Source organism: Halobacillus sp. B23F22_5, assembly GCF_043497085.1.
Lineage (GTDB): Bacteria > Bacillota > Bacilli > Bacillales > Halobacillaceae > Thalassobacillus.
The window spans coordinates 59864-76899 of the sequence record NZ_JBIEKI010000003.1 but is presented as its reverse complement, the minus strand read 5'-3'; the positions used below and the strand labels follow the sequence as shown (position 1 = coordinate 76899).

The window sequence follows — 17036 nt, the reverse complement described above, 5'->3', positions numbered from 1 at the left end:
AAATATGGGGAGGAACTACGAGATGAAGAAGTTTTTCACTGTCTTGACTACAGTAATGGTGACAGCAACTACCTTTTTCTCTACAGGGGAAGTATTTGCCAACAGTGAACTGGAAGAAATCAAGAAAGAGCTGAACCAATTAGAACAGGAAAAGGGAGATATTAACTCCGATAAAGATTCTGTCAGAAGTGAAAAAAGTGAGACAGAAAGTAAGATAGAAAAAAACCTTTCAAAGCAGGCAGACACAGAGGAGAAGATTGCTGCTTTGGATCGGAAACTTGATGATACCCAAGAAAAGTTGGACGCCAAGCAAGCTGAAATCAAAAAGACAGAAGAAGAAATCGCTCAATTAAAAGAAGAAATCAAAGCGTTGAAGGAACGTATTGCAAAGCGTGAAGAAGTATTGACGGACCGTCTGAAATCCCTTCAAAGCAACGGAGGTAATGTAAGTTACTTAGAGGTGCTTCTAGGTGCGCAGGACTTCGGTGATTTCCTGGACAGGGCTACTGCAGTAACTACTATCATGGACCAGGATAAAAACATCATGGATACCCATATTGCTGAAAAGAAGGAACTGGAAGAGAAGAAAAAACAAGTAGAAGAAAAGATGAAGCAGCTTCAAGCACAGAAAAAGCAACTGGAAGATTTGAAAGCCCAACTTGATAGTCAGAAGAAAGAAAAGAAAGAGCTATTAAAGAAACTGGAAAAGCAGCATGAATCACTTCATGAACATAAAATGTCACTGGAAGAAGAAGAAAAGGTATTAAGAGATCAGGCTGCTGCAATTGAAAAAGCCATGCAGCAAGCAGGCCAAAAGAAAAGCCAAATTGAAAAAGAAATTGCCCGTCAAAAAGAAATAGAGCGTCAGGCACGACTGAAGAAGCAGCGTGAAAAAGAAGCTGCCGCACGTAAAGAGCGTGAGCGTTTGGAGGCGTTGCAAGCCCAGCAGGAAAAGAGTCAGCCAAAACAGGCTTCTACCAGTTCAAGCAATAGCTCAGGTGGCAGCGGAATCTTCAGCTGGCCGGCATCAGGCCGTTTAAGCTCCGGTTATGGGATGCGCAGCTTAGGCAACCATTTAGGAATTGATATTGCAAATGGTACAGGCACACCAATCAGTGCAGCTGCGGCTGGCACAGTTACCCGTTCTTCCTACTCTAGCAGTTACGGTAATGTTGTATATATCTACCATCCGCAGTATAATAAGACTACCTTGTATGCGCATATGTCCAGCCGTGCTGTCTCTCTTGGCCAATCTGTAGGTGCTGGTCAGAATATTGGTGCCATGGGTAATACTGGTCAGTCCTTCGGAAGCCATTTACACTTTGAAGTACACAATGGTCAGTGGAGCCATAAAGGTGGCATAAACCCAATGCCATACCTGAAGTAAGTAATTGGTATTACCAGGACATGCAGTTCATAAACTATAATAGAAAAGGCATCGCACAATTCGGTGTGATGCCTTTTTCTGCAATTACGAGCAACCCCATGGAATCCTAACGATAGAGGGTGAAAATGATGAATTTGAAAAAAAGTCATGTCGTCATTCTGCTGGTGGCAGCTTTGCTGCTTGGAGCTGCCGGTTCATATTTTGGAATCAAACTCGCTCAATCAGAACCGGGCGAGCCCACGAACAATAGTGAGCAAACAGATCAAAAAGCAGAAAGCTTTGCTGACTTAAGCGAAAGCGAACGGCAAAGTATATTAGAAAAATTTGCGGCTTCTAATGGAAAGAATAGCAACGCTTCAGCAGACATGAAGAAAGTGGAGCAGGCCTACAATATCATCCAGGAAAATTATGTGCAGGATGTGGAAAAACAGCAGCTTATTGAAGGTGCGATTCAAGGTATGCTCGAAACCCTGGATGATCCATATAGTGTATATATGGATAAAGAAACAATGAAGCAGTTCGATCAATCCATTGAATCTTCTTTTGAAGGAATTGGGGCGGAAGTCAGCATGGTTGATGGCAAAGTGACGATCGTGGGGCCTATAAAAGGCTCACCAGCTGAAGAAGCCGGCTTGAAACCGAATGACCAGATTCTTGCTGTAGATGGAGAAAGTGTTGAAGGACTGGACTTATATGAAACTGTTTTGAAAATCAGAGGAGAAAAAGGCACAGAGGTAAGTCTGAAAATTGATCGACCAGGTGTCTCCGATCCGCTTACGATAGAAATCGTACGTGACGATATTCCTTTAGAAACAGTGCATTCCGAAATAAAAGAAGTAGATGGAAAAAAGGCAGGAGTAATTGAAATCACTTCTTTTTCAGAGAAGACCTCTGATGAGTTCAAAAAAGCTTTGAATGAGTTAGAAGATAAAGGGATGGAAGGTTTAATCATCGATGTTCGAGGAAACCCTGGCGGTTTATTTACGGATGTACAGGAAATTTTGAAGAACTTTATCCCGGACGATGTGCCATATGTACAAGTCGAAGATAAGAATGGGGAAAAAGAACGTTATTTCTCCAAAACAGATAAAAAGAAAAATTATCCAGTGACAGTACTTATGGATGAAGGCAGCGCGTCAGCATCGGAAATATTGGCTGCTGCTATGAAAGAAGCAGGCGGGTATGAACTCGTCGGTGAAACTACTTTTGGTAAAGGCACGGTGCAACAGGCGATCCCAATGGGGGATGGCAGTACGATCAAAATCACCTTGTATAAATGGCTGACCCCTGATGGAAATTGGATTCACGATAAAGGCGTTAAACCGACCATTGAAGTAAAGCAGCCTGCATACTTCTATACGAATCCAGTTGAAATAGAGAAGCCACTGAAATACGATCAAAATAGTGAAAAAATAAAGAATGTCCAATTGATGCTTAAAGGGCTCGGCTATGAACTGGAACGTACGGATGGTTATTTTGATAAGAGTACAGAGAAAGCGGTAAAGAATTTCCAAAAAGAGGAAGGTCTTGAAGCAACAGGTGTCATCGATCAGGAAACAGGCGGTTCGATTGAAGCTAAAATTGTGGAACTGATCCGTGACGGCAAGAATGATAAACAGATGGAGAAAGCTCTGGATGTTTTATTCCAGTAGAAAAGCAGGATTTAACAAATGGATAGCGAATTATATCCGTAGTCACTGACTGCGGATATTTTTTTGCACTTTAAGAAAGTTTAACTTTGATAAATGGTTAAAGTATAAGAAAATACTAAGGCTTTCGCCATTAGTACTTGGCGATAAGCCAAGTTTTTCTAATGTACATAAGGAGGTATGGAACGTGGAAGTCTGGCTGCAAGAGTTAACGAATGTATTAGGAAGATTATTAATGCAACCGCTCCTCTACTGGTTTTTTATATTCGGAATTATCATTTCTATGAAGAGAATAACGAAAGAAAGAAGCATGTTCGGTATCCGTGTCTTTGATATATTTTCCGAGCTGAAGGGCACCTGGAAGATTGGTTTTGTGGCTGGAGGAATCTTGTCGGTTGTAATGGTCGGGGCTGGAATCGTCATACCTTATCCAGTAATTCTATTAATTAGCACGGTGATTTTGCTGGTGAGCTTAACGATGCGCTTGAGTTTATTATCTGCAGCTTATACGCTTGCTGTCAGTTATGGTCTTCTTTTTTTATTACCAAGCTTATCTCTTACTATCATGCCTGATAGATGGCAAGAGATGTTTGGGGCTGTTTCACTCACCGGTGTCGGTGTGATTCTGGCAGTGCTTTTATTTGTAGAAGCTTTTTGGATGCTCTGGTTAAGTCATAAAGAGACCTTTCCTGAATTAGTAGCAGGCTCACGAGGGAAATGGATAGGCCAACATCGCTTGAAAAAGCTTGGCTTGATTCCCTTTTTTGTATTGATTCCAGGTGGGGCTATCACATCGTTTATGCCATGGTGGCCGTTACTTGACATAGCTGGAAATGGTTATGGATTGATGCTGGTACCATTGATGACAGGCTTTGAAGTAAAGACTAAAGGCCAGCACCCTGTAGCAGCTGCTAAGAAGTTAGGTGGTGGTTTGTTTTTAGTAGCCTTAATGGTATCCGGTCTTATTCTTGCAAGTTATTGGTGGGAGTGGCTGACTTTCGTGGCAGTTGGAGTTGCAGTAGCCGGTAAAGCGTTTGTCCATATGCTCCATCATTTCAGTGATAATAAGCGTACTTACTTTTCTGCCAATGATGATGGCTTGAAGGTGCTTGGGGTGATTAAAAATAGCCCGGCCGCCCAGATGGGGGTAGAGGTAGGAGATCAGATTGAGCGCATAAACCAAAGAAAAGTGACCAATGAAGAGGAGTTTTATTACGCTCTGCAGGTGAATCGGGCACTATGTAAAATTGAAGTCCGGGATAGAAGAGGAGAAATCCGATTTACCCAACGTGCTATGTATGAGAACGATCCTCATGAGTTAGGCTTGTTATTTGTAAAAGAAAATGTCAGAAGAAAAGCAGCCTCACATTAAAATTAATAGAAAACTGGCTCCAGCAATCAGAGTGTAAAAGAATGGTGTCAATTTTAATTTACAGAACTTTTAAATCTCAGTGTTAATTTTACAGTTAAAGCTCCCTTTACTTGAAGACTCAGTTTCGAGACTTTAGGTAGCAAATTATGGTGGCTTGGAAAACGGATCGCTTTCCGTGGGCATGTGGTGAGCTTCCTCAGGCTTCGCCTTGCGGGATCTCACCGATCATGTTCATCCCATAGGACTTTGAATAAGCTTCTTGAATAAACACCGCACGAAGGAAATGCGTAGCATTTTCGAGGAGTCTCGCAATTTCCCGGACCTCCTTGCGTTTATAAAAGAACGGAAACATGGGTAGGTAGAATCATTCAACCATAGTAACAGCTACAAAGAGGGCTTGCTTCCTGATTCATTGAGCTTTGTCATGCAGTGAATGTGGAAGATGTTCTTACAAAGTAGGGTTCGTTCATCACAAAAAAGGATAGGGTGGCGGGGAAACGGTGAGACTCCCGTGGGAGAAGGGGCTAGGCGAGACCCCACAGGTCGTGAAACGACCGAGGAGGCTTGCCAGCTCCCCCACAGGAAAGAAATGAATGCGTAATCGCCTTGGGAGACACGACACGCATAAGCAGAACAGCAAAAGGGAAGGGGTCTTTCTTCCCGTTGATGGACTGCTTATGTCGCGAGTGTCTAGGCGATGAAGCTGGAAAGCGAATCGTTTCCCAGCCGCCCTTACTCCTGACTCGGCAACGGACCCGAAGTATCTCAAAATCAAGTCTTCGACTTTTCGGCCCTATAATTGAATATAGGTTTTCAATGATGTCCTTATCATTTACTGGGCATCTTTTTTTTGCAACTATCTTCATAAAACTTTTATAGGAAAATGCATGGTTTCTGCAAATTTAACTACTAAGCTGAAAATGTCATAATAAGGGGGTGCCGGTAATGTATGAGATATTGAACTGGATCAGCAGGGTAGTGATGGAACCGGTTATCCAATTGTCATACAGTGTAAAGGAGTGGCCGTTATTATATGCGTTAGTGCTTGGACTTGTAGGTGCAGCTGCTCCATGCCAATTGACAAGCAATATAGGTGCAATGACCATATATGGTAATCAATCACTCCGTGAAAAAATACCATGGGGTTCTATTGGAATGTTCATAATTGGGAAAATCATCGTTTTCTCTGGGCTGGGATTTATCTTCTGGTGGCTCGGAAGGGATATATTCCAGGACTTGCAGGCGATGTTTCCATGGATGAGAAAAGCGATAGGCCCTTTATTAGTGATGATCGGCATTTATTTATTAGGTTGGATAAAATTCAATAAGACGGTGACCTTATTTAAAATACCACAGCGTTTAACGAATCAGCAGTCACCATGGGGCAGCTTCTTTCTGGGTGCCGGCTTTACATTGGCTTTTTGTCCGACCATGTTCGTGTTGTTTTTCTTTACATTGATGCCGATTGTAGTAGCCACACCTTATGGTGCCATTATGCCGACCGTTTTCGGTGTCGGCACATCCATACCTCTGTTGATTTTCATCGGGGTGATTGCCTATTTCGGTTTAAGTGGTAACCTGTTAAGAAAAGGCCGTCGTGTCGGTACAATAGTACAGCGTATTGCTGGTATACTACTAATAATTGTAGGAATTTTTGATACGCTTACGTATTGGTAGAATAAAGAATAGAGGCTGTTATTATGTTGAATAAACTCTCATTAAAAGTAGCATTGATATTTTTTGTGTTCATTATGATTGTAGAGGTGCTGCTTTTTTCTGTACTTTATACTAACCTCGTTTCCAACCAGGTGGATGAGGTATTAGATGGGTTGCTTGCCCGAGGCAGCAGCCATAGAGACGTGCTGGAAAAAAGTTTCGATGACATCACCCTGAATCATGTAGCTTTAATGGAAACAGAAGCTGCCACTGATGTCATCATTACAGGAAAAAATGGAGAAGTCCTTTCTAAATCAACGGAAGCTACAAATGAAATCATTCAACTGATTGATCATGAAAACTCTATAAATATCAGCCATGCTGGCAAGGTCATTGAAGATAGATGGAGAACTGCTCCTTATATTGCAACGGTGTCTCCTATAGTCATAGAGGGAGAATTAGTAGGTCACGTTTATATGTTTTCTCCTTCTGACGCTGTTCAAAGCGTTGTAAATGAGCTTACCAGACAATTCGTCATCATCGGCTTGCTTACGGTTTTGTTGACAATTATTACAATATTTATTTTAACACGCTTCCTAACCTTGCCTTTGATCCATATGAAACAAGTAACCGAGAGGATGAGTACAGGCCAAACTGACATTTCACTTGAAGCAACCAGCCGTAAAGATGAACTAGGTGAGCTTGCCAACGCTATCCAGACATTAGCCAGCGAATTAGAGCATTTGAAACGGGATCGTAATGATTTTTTAGCGAATATTGCCCATGAATTGCGGACTCCGCTTACTTATATCAAAGGATACGCAGATATTGCCGGCCGTAGCAGTTTATCCACGGAAGAACGTGGACATTACTTGGATATTTTAAAGGAAGAGTCTGAACAATTGACATTACTGGTCAAAAATCTATTTGCTTTAGCTAAAATGGATCAAAATCAATTTTCTATCGTACCAGAGCAAGTGAAATTGTGTGAGTCTTTAGAAAAGGTAGTGAAACGGCTGCATCCAGTCTTTGAAGAAAAAAAGGTGAAGCTTGACTTGAACTGCCCCATGAATGTTGAAGCATTCGTGGATCCGGAACGTTTTCAACAAATCATGCTCAACTTGTTGGATAATGCTTTAAAACATTCGCCAGCTGGAGCAACAATACGCATATCATCTGAAATGCAACAGGGGGCAGCCGTGGTGAATGTAAGTGATGAAGGGAGCGGCATTCCTGCTGAGGAATTACCATTTATCTTTGACAGGCTGTACCGTGTAGACAAATCTCGTTCCAGAGCAAGTGGTGGATCTGGATTAGGTTTGGCGATTGTAAAAGAAATCATCCGGCTGCATGACGGTAAGATAAATGTAAAGAGCAGCCTTGGGGAAGGAACGACTTTTATGATGGAACTGCCAGGAGGGAAAAATAATGGCTAAGGCATTATTAGTAGACGATGAACAACGGATGCTTGATCTGCTCCGGCTGTATCTGGCACCTGAAGGCTTTCAATGTGAACAGGCTGTCTCTGGAGAAGAAGCGGTGGAAAAGGTGAGGAAAACTTCGTTTGATATCATCCTATTGGATATCATGATGCCCGGAATGAGCGGCTGGGAAGTTTGCCAATCAATCAGGGAAATCTCTGAAGTGCCCATCATTATGGTGACAGCACGGGAGCAAAAGGAGGATATCGTCAAAGGATTGAAGCTTGGGGCAGATGACTATATTACCAAGCCGTTTGATGCAGATGAACTGACTGCCAGAATGGAAGCCTTATTAAGGAGAACCGGGAAAGAAAACAGTGTAGACATTAATGGGCTAAAATGGGATGGAGACAATCATCAACTTACTTATCAGGGAAAGCCTATCAAATTGACGCCGAAAGAATTTGCGATCATTGGTTATATGATGAAACATCCGAACCGTGTTTATGACCGTCATCAGTTGATTGAACTGATATGGGGATTTGACTCTGATACGGAAGGAAGAACCATCGATTCCCACGTACGGAATATGCGGGAAAAAATAAGACAGTCAGGGTTTCCGATCGATGATTATTTCCAAACGGTATGGGGTGTCGGCTATAAATGGATACACCCCTCGAAAAGTTAATAAATTTGTCACGTCTTCTCAATGATTTCTCCATAATTACAGGATAAAGTGAACGTAAGAAAGGAGGGATGGTTGTGAAGCGGAAATTGTTGGCAGGGATAACAGCTATAGCTTTAGTACTAGGGCTTGGAAATGTCGTTTTGGCTCATGGGGATGGACCAGGACAAGGACCAGGGCAAGGATTCTGGCAGGGAAGCTTTGAAGAAATGCTTCCTTTTATGAAAAAAATGCATCCAGACTTCAATGATTCACAATTAGAAGACATGTACCAGGATTGCCATGGCCAAAACGGCCCGAACGGACCGGGTAATGCCGGTAGAGGTATGATGAATAATTTTTAAATAAGAAGGAAGGGTAATTCCTCTTCTTTCTTTATTCAAAATGGCAGACAGTTGAATTTATTCGACTGTCTGTTTTCATATATATTTATGATTAGGATAATACCTACCGTGGAATGGGTATAATGTGAACATGAAAAAAGGAGTGGAGATATTTATGATGAATGGCGGCGGAATGAACGGAGGGATGGGAGGTTTTTTTGGTTTCGGATTTATTTGGATTCTGATCATCATTGCTATTATTGCCATAGTGGTCTGGATGATGAAACCAGGTTCCAATAATAAACAGGACCATACCTCGAGTAATAAGTCTCTCGATACGTTGAAAGAAAGATTAGCAAGAGGAGAAATTTCTGAAGAAGAATACGACCGCTTGAAGCGTAAATTAGAACAATAATCCAAGTGAAAGGAGCATCATGATGGCTGATAAAGAAAAGCAGCAAGAAAAAAATCAGGAGCCTCATCAGCATCACGAAGAGCATGTTAATCATGAACATCACGATGGCCAGGAGCATCATGATGGCCAAGAAGAACATGATCAACATGAGGACCATGAAGGACATGGTGGTGGCCATGATCATCACGATCACGACCACGGAGACATGGTAGCCGATTTTAAGAAACGATTTTACATTTCGTTATTATTGACCGTGCCGATATTAATATTATCTCCAATGATTCAAAGCTTCCTTGGAGTAGATTGGAGATTTCCATTTGATCAATGGATCTTATTCGGTCTTTCTACTATTGTATTTTTCTATGGTGGCTGGCCATTCCTTACCGGTGGTATCAGTGAACTGAAGCAGAAAAACCCTGGTATGATGACTTTGATCGGGTTAGCGATATTCGTCGCTTATGGCTACAGTTCACTCGTCGTATTCGGATGGAGCGGAAAGAATTTCTTCTGGGAGCTTGCCACGTTAATCGATATCATGCTGTTAGGCCATTGGATCGAAATGCGGTCCATCATGGGAGCTTCCAATGCTTTGGAAGAATTGGTCAAGCTGATGCCGAATGAAGCGCACCGTATCAAAGAAAATGGTGAAACTGAAGATGTGGCTGTTTCTGAGTTGAGCACTGGTGATATCGTTTTAGTAAAACCAGGTGAAAAAATCCCGGTAGATGGTGTCATTACCGAAGGGAAATCAGCTATTGATGAATCGATGCTGACCGGAGAATCTATGCCTGTTGAAAAAAATGTCGATGAAGAGGTTATCGGAGGGGCAGTCAACCAGGAAGGTTCCCTGAAAATCGAAGTGCAGAAGACAGGAGATGACACCTATCTTTCTCAGGTCATTACCTTAGTAAAAGAAGCCCAGGAATCGAAGTCCAAAGCCCAGGATCTTGCTAACCGTGCAGCTAAGTGGTTATTTTATATCGCATTAGCTTCAGGGTTCGGTACCTTGTTCATCTGGATGGCATTGGGCTACGCATTCGATGTGGCGTTAGAGCGGATGGTAACGGTTATGGTTATTACTTGCCCGCACGCGCTTGGTTTAGCAGCTCCATTGGTGGTAGCCGTATCCACTTCTATTTCTGCAAGAAAAGGTCTATTAATAAGAAATCGTACTAACTTTGAAGGTGCCCGTAATTTGAATGCTGTTGTCTTTGATAAAACCGGTACCCTGACAAAAGGGGAGTTCGGGGTTACGGACATTATTCCTGAAGGTTCTCATAGCGAAGATGATGTGCTGCTATGGGCTGCCAGTGCAGAACAGAACTCCGAGCATCCACTTGCAGAGGGAGTTATTCACAAAGCCCAAGAAAAAGAATTGAAGTTGAAACAAGTATCTGACTTTGAATCGATGACAGGGAAAGGGTTGAAAGGAACGGTAGAAGGAAAAGAAGTCCTTGTCGTCAGTCCCGCTTACGTTAATGAGCGTTCGTTTGACTATGATAAGGAACAATTCAATTCCCTTTCTGAAAAGGGAAAAACGGTAGTATTCGTAGTGGTCGAAGATGAATTGATAGGTATGATTGCGTTAGCAGATATGGTCCGGGATTCTGCCAAAGACGCCATATCTGAATTGAAAGCAATGAATATCCACCCGATTATGCTGACAGGTGATAATCAAAAGGTCGCAGATTGGGTGGCAGAACAGGTAGGAATTGAAGAAGTCTATGCAGAAGTACTTCCGCATAACAAATCTGACCAGGTCAAAGAAATTCAGCAGAAAGGATGGAAGGTTGCCATGACAGGAGATGGCGTCAACGATGCTCCTGCTCTTGCTACAGCTGATTTAGGAATTGCTATCGGGAGCGGTACTGATGTGGCAATGGAAACAGCTGATGTGGTATTAGTAAAAAGCAACCCACAAGACGTGGTAAGTATTATGGACCTATCGAAGAAGACGTACCGGAAAATGGTACAGAATTTATGGTGGGCAGCTGGTTATAACATTATTGCCATACCACTTGCGGCGGGTGCACTGGCGTTCATGGGCTTATTGTTGAGCCCCGCAGTTGGAGCGATACTGATGAGTCTCAGCACCGTTATTGTGGCAATCAATGCAAAACTATTAAAAGCTTAATAAGAGAGGCTGTGTGAGAGATATTCTTGCACAGCCTTTCATATTTTATTTACATAGTCTGCACGATATCTGCAATGTTTTCGGGTACTAATTGTACAGTCAGAAAAATATGATGAGGTGAAGCAAAATGAACAGGAAAATTATTGGATCGGTCAGTATTCTTATATTATTAGGCATCGGGGTCGTTCTATTTTTTAATTCCCCTTATTATAAAAACAACAGCAGCCAGTCTTTACCTGAAGGTGTTTTGGAAGAGGAAGGGATTAGTATTTTAGATGTAGGCAACCAGGAGGCTGGAGATCGAGCCGTAAAATCTTTCGACCTGACAGCTCAGGAGACAGAATGGGAGTTAGGAAATGGTGAAACAGTGAGCGCATGGACATATAATGGAACAGTGCCCGGGGAACCTTTACGTGTGACGGAGGGAGACTTCGTACGCATCAATCTGAAAAATGAACTGGATGTCCCGGTTACTATTCACTGGCATGGCGTCCTGCTGCCAAATAAAATGGATGGTGTTCCGGGTCTTACTCAGAATGCTGTCCAGCCAGGCAAACCTTTACCTATGAATATATTGCTGATGACGCAGGCACTTATTGGTATCACTCCCACCAGCACAGTTCCACCCAGGTAGATAAAGGGTTGTATGGCTCCCTGGTGGTTGAGAAAAAAGAAAAAGAATATGATCGCGATGAATTTTACATCCTTGATGAATGGGCGGTTAATCAAGAAAAGCGAGATATGTCCAATATGGGCGGTATGATGATGGGGGCCATGTCCGGCAATGGAGAAGCTGATACACAGCAAATGTATGATACTTTCACCGTTAATGGAAAATCTGGAAAAGGCATTGAGCCACTTGTGATGAAAAAAGGAGAGACAGCGCGGCTCCGTTTCGTGAATGCAGGTTTCCAACAGCACCAGTTAGTTTTTCCAAAGGGTTCGATGAAGGTAATCGCCAATGATGCAGAAAAGGTAAATGGAAAGAAAGGTTCTTCAAATGTATTGGAAATTGCGCCAGGAGAGCGAATAGATGTCGAATATACGAAACAAAATAGTGAATCAGAAGTCATTGCACAAAAAACAAATGTTGAAAATGCAGAAGATATGAGAATACCCGTGGTGACAAAAGAAAATGCTGATCATCCATCTAACCAGATAAACATTGCTTCAAGCTCTGAAATAGCAACTGGTGTTACCTATGGAAGTGAAGAATTGATATTTGAAGAGACACCTGATCCTGATGTCACGTACAATATGGATTTAAGTATGGGAATGAATATGGGCCAGGGAATGGCCTTCCAAATCAATAATGAAGTGTTCCCGGAAACCCCTCCCCTCAAAGTTAAAGATGGTGATATCGTAAAAGTGAACATTACGAATTCTGGCAGAATGAACCACCCTATGCACTTACATGGCCACCGGTTCCAGGTCGTATCTAAAAATGGAACGGCTTTAGACAACCCTATCGTCAAAGACCTGATCCATGTAAAGCCTGGTGAAGAATATACGGTTTATTTTAAAGCGAATAACAAAGGGGAATGGCTGTTTCATTGTCATGATAACAATCATGCGGAGCGCGGTATGGTAACGATCGTTGATTACCAGGGAGTTTATTCTCCTTTTGAACTCGGTGGAAAGTATGAAAATCATCCACAATAACTATGAGAACTGAATAAAGGATAAAAGACTGTCCCACAAATTTTGATGGGACAGTCTTTTTAATAACCTTTATTAATGGTAAATATAAGACCTGAAAAATAATCAACCCCTAAAGAAATTTTATATTCTAAAGAGGTTGTTTCTTCTATTTCATTGGCTCAAAGTTGGCGCTTGGTTTGGCTGCATGCGTACCATGCATAGACGCCATCATTTTCTTGATTTCTTTGTTTGTCATGTCCGAGTTTACTTCTTCTATCGCTTTCTTTACTTGGCCATAATTGACTTGAGCATTAGTTTCCTGCATCATATCTCGCATTTCTTTCATCATTTCCATGTGCTGTTCACTGTTGACTTTTGTTTCTACGCTGTCACTGTGTGCCTGTACTCCAGTTACTCCACTTTTATTGTTTATTAGGAGAGAGAATTAGTCTTCTCATAATAGAAGACATCAGGAATTCCTCGTTTTCTACTTTCATGCCTGCCTGTTCAATATTTTCCATCGTTTTACGGTTGATGTTTGCTCCCACGATATTCAGGCCAATCGGGTTTAAGATATCCATTGCTTTCCCGACGATTTCATTATCACTCCGCATATGTTCAAGCATAATAACTTTACCCTCATTTTTGGTGACCCGGCGAATTTCTTTTAAGCCTTGAACCGGATCAGGGACTGAACAAAAAACGCATGTAGACACAACTGTATCAAACGTATTGTCCGGAAACTCCATTTGTTGCGCATCCATTTCGATCAAATCAAAAGATTGGGGCAACTTTCTTGCTTTGTTTCTAGCTTTTTCCAGCATGTCTGGACTGAAATCAATACCAGTAACTTCTACATGTTCGGGATAAAATTTCAGATTAGAACCTGTACCAACACCAACTTCAAGCACTTTGCCATGTGCGTGCTGGAGCAGTTCTTCCCGCCATTTGTCACGTATCATCCGGTCCATTACATCGAATACGCTGGAAATACGGTTATACCTTCGTTTAATAGTTTCTGTTTGTTTATTATTCATGCAACTATTATCCCCCTTTTATTTTGAGTATACCGATTGTAGTTGAAGTAACTAGACAATTGGGATTATATGAGTGAGCGATGCTTACAGATGAATCCCAAATTTTCAAAAAAGGCAAGCTTATGTATCCCTTTACTCCGTCAGAAACAGCAAAAGCTGGCTAATCGCCAGCTTTTACAATCTCTTTATTGCGTGACTTCTCCGTTCCATTCGTGCATGCCGCCATCCAGCGTTTGAGCCTGGTAGCCTTGTTCATTCAAAATATCTGCGGCTTGGTCACTGCGTCTTCCAGAAGCACAGACAGTAATATATTCTTTATCTTCATCTAGCTCGTCCGTTTTATTTTCAATTTGGTCGAGAGGAATGTGAATGGCATCTGGAATCATGCCTGCTTCGACTTCCTCATCGGTCCGTACATCGAGTACTTCGACATCAGCCTGGTTGCGTTTCTCGTCTGCTACCTCTGGGTTGATTTTTGTTGCCATCTAAAATACCTCCTTATGATTTGCTATATAATAGCTTTACCTCTACAGGTATAAGGAGAAACGTATTTTTTTATAACAATTTTATTACTTGGAAAGCGGCTTTCCCTTGTCGATGATTTGCTGCCAATTTGAACCTTTATCGGTAGTTCTATAGGCATTGTCTGTCTCCCCATTGCTGGAAAGAATCGTGAACTCCTCATCAGAAGCCGGGTTTTTCGCAATGTACAAGATTGCTTGCTGTCCGATATCAGGCAAGGAGATCGTTTCCGTGGAACGATCCTCTAAACTTACGGCTTCCATAGTTGGTTCATTGGAATAAGTGGCGTAATATAACGTATCTTCTTCAAAATATAGTGCTGTGCCCTGGGTGTTTTCTTTCAACGGCTCAAAAGACTTCCCGCCATTTTCACTTAGATAAACACCGTTCTGGGTGGAAGCAGCAATAATATTTTCATCCGTTGGATGGACAGCAATAGCGAAAGGGCTGGTGCTTAATCCGTCAGCAGCTACGGACTCCCACGTTTCTCCATCATCTAAACTGCGATAGAACCCTGCCTCAAGCTTGGAATTCGGCTCCATGTTCATAAGGTAGATGGCATGATTTTTATAACCGACTCCCATCGTATGAAAATCGCTTTCTCCTTCGAATCCTAAATTCTCCATACTTTGGCCACCATCAAAGCTTTTCTTGAGCCCTAAAGGATTGGGCAAGTCCGAATCTTTACCTGGATGTCCGGAAGTATAAAAACCACCCTCAACCGCAGTGAATCCCATGTAATCATTATATTGGCCTTTTGTTTCCTGCCATTTCCCATCTTTATAAAATTTGAGTCCAGTATGGGAGGCAAATGCTACCCCAGTTTCAGGATTCATATAGCCGATACCATGGACATGATTGACAGAACCATCAAAAGGCTGGAGAAATTCAGCCATATCATCATTAGATTGTGTGTTAGACTTACTTTTTTGTGTATCTGTTTGTTCTGTCTTGTCGATCTGTGTATTTTCTTCTGTTTGGCTTCCTTCCTCAGTTTGGTTACAGCCAGTAAGGATTAGGCCTATACTGAGGCTCGTTATAAGTAATAGTTTTTTAATCATAAGCATCTCCTTTTTAAAAAAATCACATAGAGAAATTATATTTAATTTTTGTGGAGATTTTATGCAGAAAATATGATTTTGTTTTACGTTGAACCTCGCTTCCTGCATCTTCCTTTTTCAACTCAACCTTCATCGTATATAATCAGGAAAGAGAAGTGTCAGAATATGACGAAAGCTGGAGGAAATGATAATGAACCGGATATGGATTCCTGTCATGATTTTTGTGCTATTGTTTACCTTGCCCTTGCAGGAGGGATTAGCAGCAGAGGATAAAGAGCCTGCAACAGAAAGTGAAGCTGCTATTTTAATGGATGGAAAAAGCGGCCAAGTATTATTCGATAAGAATAGTGATAATAAAATGTATCCTGCAAGCATAACAAAGATTCTCACCGGCATCATCGCCATCGAACAGGGGGAATTGGACGAGAAAGTCCTCGTCAGTGAGAGAGCAAGGAATGTGGATGGCACCAGAGTATACTTAAAGGAAGGGGAGGAAGTCCCACTTAAGAAATTGGTCCAAGGCTTGCTGATGAACTCAGGTAATGATGCGGGAATTGCAATTGCTGAACATTTGGGCGGAAGTGTCGAGAACTTTGCCCAGGTAATGAATACTTTTGCTGAAGAAAAAGCAGGTACAGAAAATTCCAATTTTAAAAATCCGCATGGGTTATTTGATGAAGATCATTATGTAACGGCAAGAGATATGGCAAAAATCACCCAATACGCCATGCAAAATGAAACTTTTAAAGAAATCGTGGGAACAAAAGAATTAGAATGGAAAGGGGAAGAATGGGAGACCACCATCATCAACCACAATCGCCTGCTGTGGCGATACGACGATGCCACCGGGGTAAAGACCGGCTGGGTTACGAAGTCCGGACATACACTGGTTGGTACAGCTGAACGTGGGGGTATGGAATTGATTGCTGTCGTACTGAGGGCAAAGAATGCAGAACAATCTTACACGGAAGCTGGTGCCCTATTTGATTATGGATTTGAAAATTATGAGTCAGCAAAGATCCCGGCGGGAACTACTTATGAAAAAAATGGGATAGAGTATGAACTGGAAGAATCCCTTTCTTATACAAAGAAAAAGGGAACGGAAATTACAGAAAAAGTGACTAGAAAAGGATATTTACTGATTGAAGCAGACAATGGAATTCTGACAACAGAAGAGTTAAAACAAGTAACTAAAGCAAGCGGGGAACCGGTTGATGAAAGAAAGGATGAGGATGGAGAAGAAGAGAACTCTTCCTGGAAAGATGCCATTTTCCAATGGTTCGCCAGTCTCTTTTCTTCTAAATGAATAAAAAAAGCTGTCACTGGAAAAGCTCGTTAACCTTTTCCGTGACAGCTTTTTTCATGTATTATGAAACTAACTTTTCACATTCGTCTGCACATTTACGGCAAGCTTCTGCGCATTTCTGGCAATGATCATGGTCATGTTTAGCGCATTCGTCACCGCAGTCACGGCATGCTTTTGCACAAAGTTGGGCAAACTCCTGCACATAAGGCGTATCACGGGTCAGAGCCTGTTCGAATAATGCACAAATATCAGCACATTCACGATCTAAGCGAATACATTCTGCCATTGCTTTTACATTGTCTTCCTGAAGACAGGATGTGTAGCAATGGTTACAAGCTTCCATACATTCATGTAAGACTTCGATGACACTTGAATACTTTTCATGACTCATCACAAATACCTCCTAATTTTATTTTACATAAGTTAC

At 41.9% G+C, this 17036-nt stretch carries 16 protein-coding genes and 1 pseudogene; 12 read left to right on the top strand and 5 right to left on the bottom strand.

The annotated features are described in order from the left end of the window. Nucleotides 1–22 precede the first annotated feature (22 nt). The 11 genes and pseudogenes from ACGTN9_RS05800 (at nt 23) to ACGTN9_RS05750 (ending at nt 12704) form a co-directional block, all read left to right on the top strand. On the top strand, nt 23–1387 hold the full coding sequence (locus ACGTN9_RS05800) for a murein hydrolase activator EnvC family protein (protein ID WP_499591410.1): 1365 nt from the start codon (nt 23–25) through the stop codon (nt 1385–1387). Nucleotides 1388–1515: 128 nt separating this feature from the next. Next, nucleotides 1516–3039 carry a S41 family peptidase gene (locus ACGTN9_RS05795; RefSeq protein WP_499591409.1) on the top strand — a complete coding sequence of 508 codons (1524 nt, stop codon included), beginning with the start codon at nt 1516–1518 and terminating at the stop codon, nt 3037–3039. A 184-nt stretch (nt 3040–3223) separates the two neighbouring features. After that, complete coding sequence (locus ACGTN9_RS05790) at nt 3224–4408, top strand: PDZ domain-containing protein (protein WP_499591408.1); 1185 nt, start codon at nt 3224–3226, stop codon at nt 4406–4408. Nucleotides 4409–5353: 945 nt separating this feature from the next. After that, complete coding sequence (locus tag ACGTN9_RS05785) at nt 5354–6085, top strand: urease accessory protein UreH domain-containing protein (protein WP_499591407.1); 732 nt, start codon at nt 5354–5356, stop codon at nt 6083–6085. A gap of 23 nt (nt 6086–6108) precedes the next feature. Continuing rightward, a complete protein-coding gene (locus ACGTN9_RS05780; protein WP_499591406.1) occupies nt 6109–7500 on the top strand; it encodes a sensor histidine kinase in 1392 nt (463 codons plus the stop codon). Further along, a complete protein-coding gene (locus tag ACGTN9_RS05775) occupies nt 7493–8173 on the top strand; it encodes a response regulator transcription factor (protein WP_499591405.1) in 681 nt (226 codons plus the stop codon). Before ACGTN9_RS05780 ends, ACGTN9_RS05775 begins: the two co-directional genes overlap by 8 nt. Nucleotides 8174–8247: 74 nt before the next feature. Next, the gene (locus ACGTN9_RS05770; protein ID WP_499591404.1) at nt 8248–8514 is read left to right on the top strand and encodes an FAD/FMN-containing dehydrogenase; all 267 of its coding nucleotides are present in this window, start codon (nt 8248–8250) and stop codon (nt 8512–8514) included. A gap of 130 nt (nt 8515–8644) precedes the next feature. After that, nucleotides 8645–8908, top strand: a complete 264-nt coding sequence (locus ACGTN9_RS05765; protein ID WP_499591403.1) for an SHOCT domain-containing protein — start codon at nt 8645–8647, stop codon at nt 8906–8908. A 22-nt stretch (nt 8909–8930) separates the two neighbouring features. Further along, nucleotides 8931–11042: a heavy metal translocating P-type ATPase gene (locus ACGTN9_RS05760; RefSeq protein ID WP_499591402.1), complete on the top strand. Its 2112-nt coding sequence runs from the start codon at nt 8931–8933 to the stop codon at nt 11040–11042. A 127-nt stretch (nt 11043–11169) separates the two neighbouring features. After that, nucleotides 11170–11657: pseudogene (locus tag ACGTN9_RS05755) on the top strand (multicopper oxidase domain-containing protein); the annotation flags it as partial. A 42-nt stretch (nt 11658–11699) separates the two neighbouring features. Next, complete coding sequence (locus ACGTN9_RS05750) at nt 11700–12704, top strand: multicopper oxidase family protein (protein ID WP_499591639.1); 1005 nt, start codon at nt 11700–11702, stop codon at nt 12702–12704. Between the two features lie 145 nt (nt 12705–12849). Here the strand turns inward: ACGTN9_RS05750 and ACGTN9_RS05745 are convergent, their stop codons facing one another. The 4 genes from ACGTN9_RS05745 to ACGTN9_RS05730 form a co-directional block, all read right to left on the bottom strand. Next, nucleotides 12850–13038, bottom strand: a complete 189-nt coding sequence (locus ACGTN9_RS05745; RefSeq protein ID WP_499591401.1) for a hypothetical protein — start codon at nt 13036–13038, stop codon at nt 12850–12852. A gap of 67 nt (nt 13039–13105) precedes the next feature. Next, on the bottom strand, nt 13106–13720 hold the full coding sequence (locus ACGTN9_RS05740) for a class I SAM-dependent methyltransferase (protein WP_499591400.1): 615 nt from the start codon (nt 13718–13720) through the stop codon (nt 13106–13108). Between the two features lie 185 nt (nt 13721–13905). Next, nucleotides 13906–14205, bottom strand: coding sequence for a rhodanese-like domain-containing protein (locus ACGTN9_RS05735; RefSeq protein ID WP_499591399.1), 300 nt, complete (start codon nt 14203–14205; stop codon nt 13906–13908). Between the two features lie 84 nt (nt 14206–14289). Further along, nucleotides 14290–15303 carry a F510_1955 family glycosylhydrolase gene (locus ACGTN9_RS05730; protein WP_499591398.1) on the bottom strand — a complete coding sequence of 338 codons (1014 nt, stop codon included), beginning with the start codon at nt 15301–15303 and terminating at the stop codon, nt 14290–14292. Between the two features lie 190 nt (nt 15304–15493). Between ACGTN9_RS05730 and ACGTN9_RS05725 the strand changes: the two genes are divergently transcribed. After that, nucleotides 15494–16609 (top strand): D-alanyl-D-alanine carboxypeptidase family protein, encoded by a 1116-nt coding sequence (locus tag ACGTN9_RS05725; RefSeq protein WP_499591397.1) that lies wholly within the window; start codon nt 15494–15496, stop codon nt 16607–16609. A 61-nt stretch (nt 16610–16670) separates the two neighbouring features. Here the strand turns inward: ACGTN9_RS05725 and ACGTN9_RS05720 are convergent, their stop codons facing one another. Beyond that, nucleotides 16671–17000 (bottom strand): four-helix bundle copper-binding protein, encoded by a 330-nt coding sequence (locus ACGTN9_RS05720; RefSeq protein WP_499591396.1) that lies wholly within the window; start codon nt 16998–17000, stop codon nt 16671–16673. Between the last annotated feature and the right edge of the window lie 36 nt (nt 17001–17036).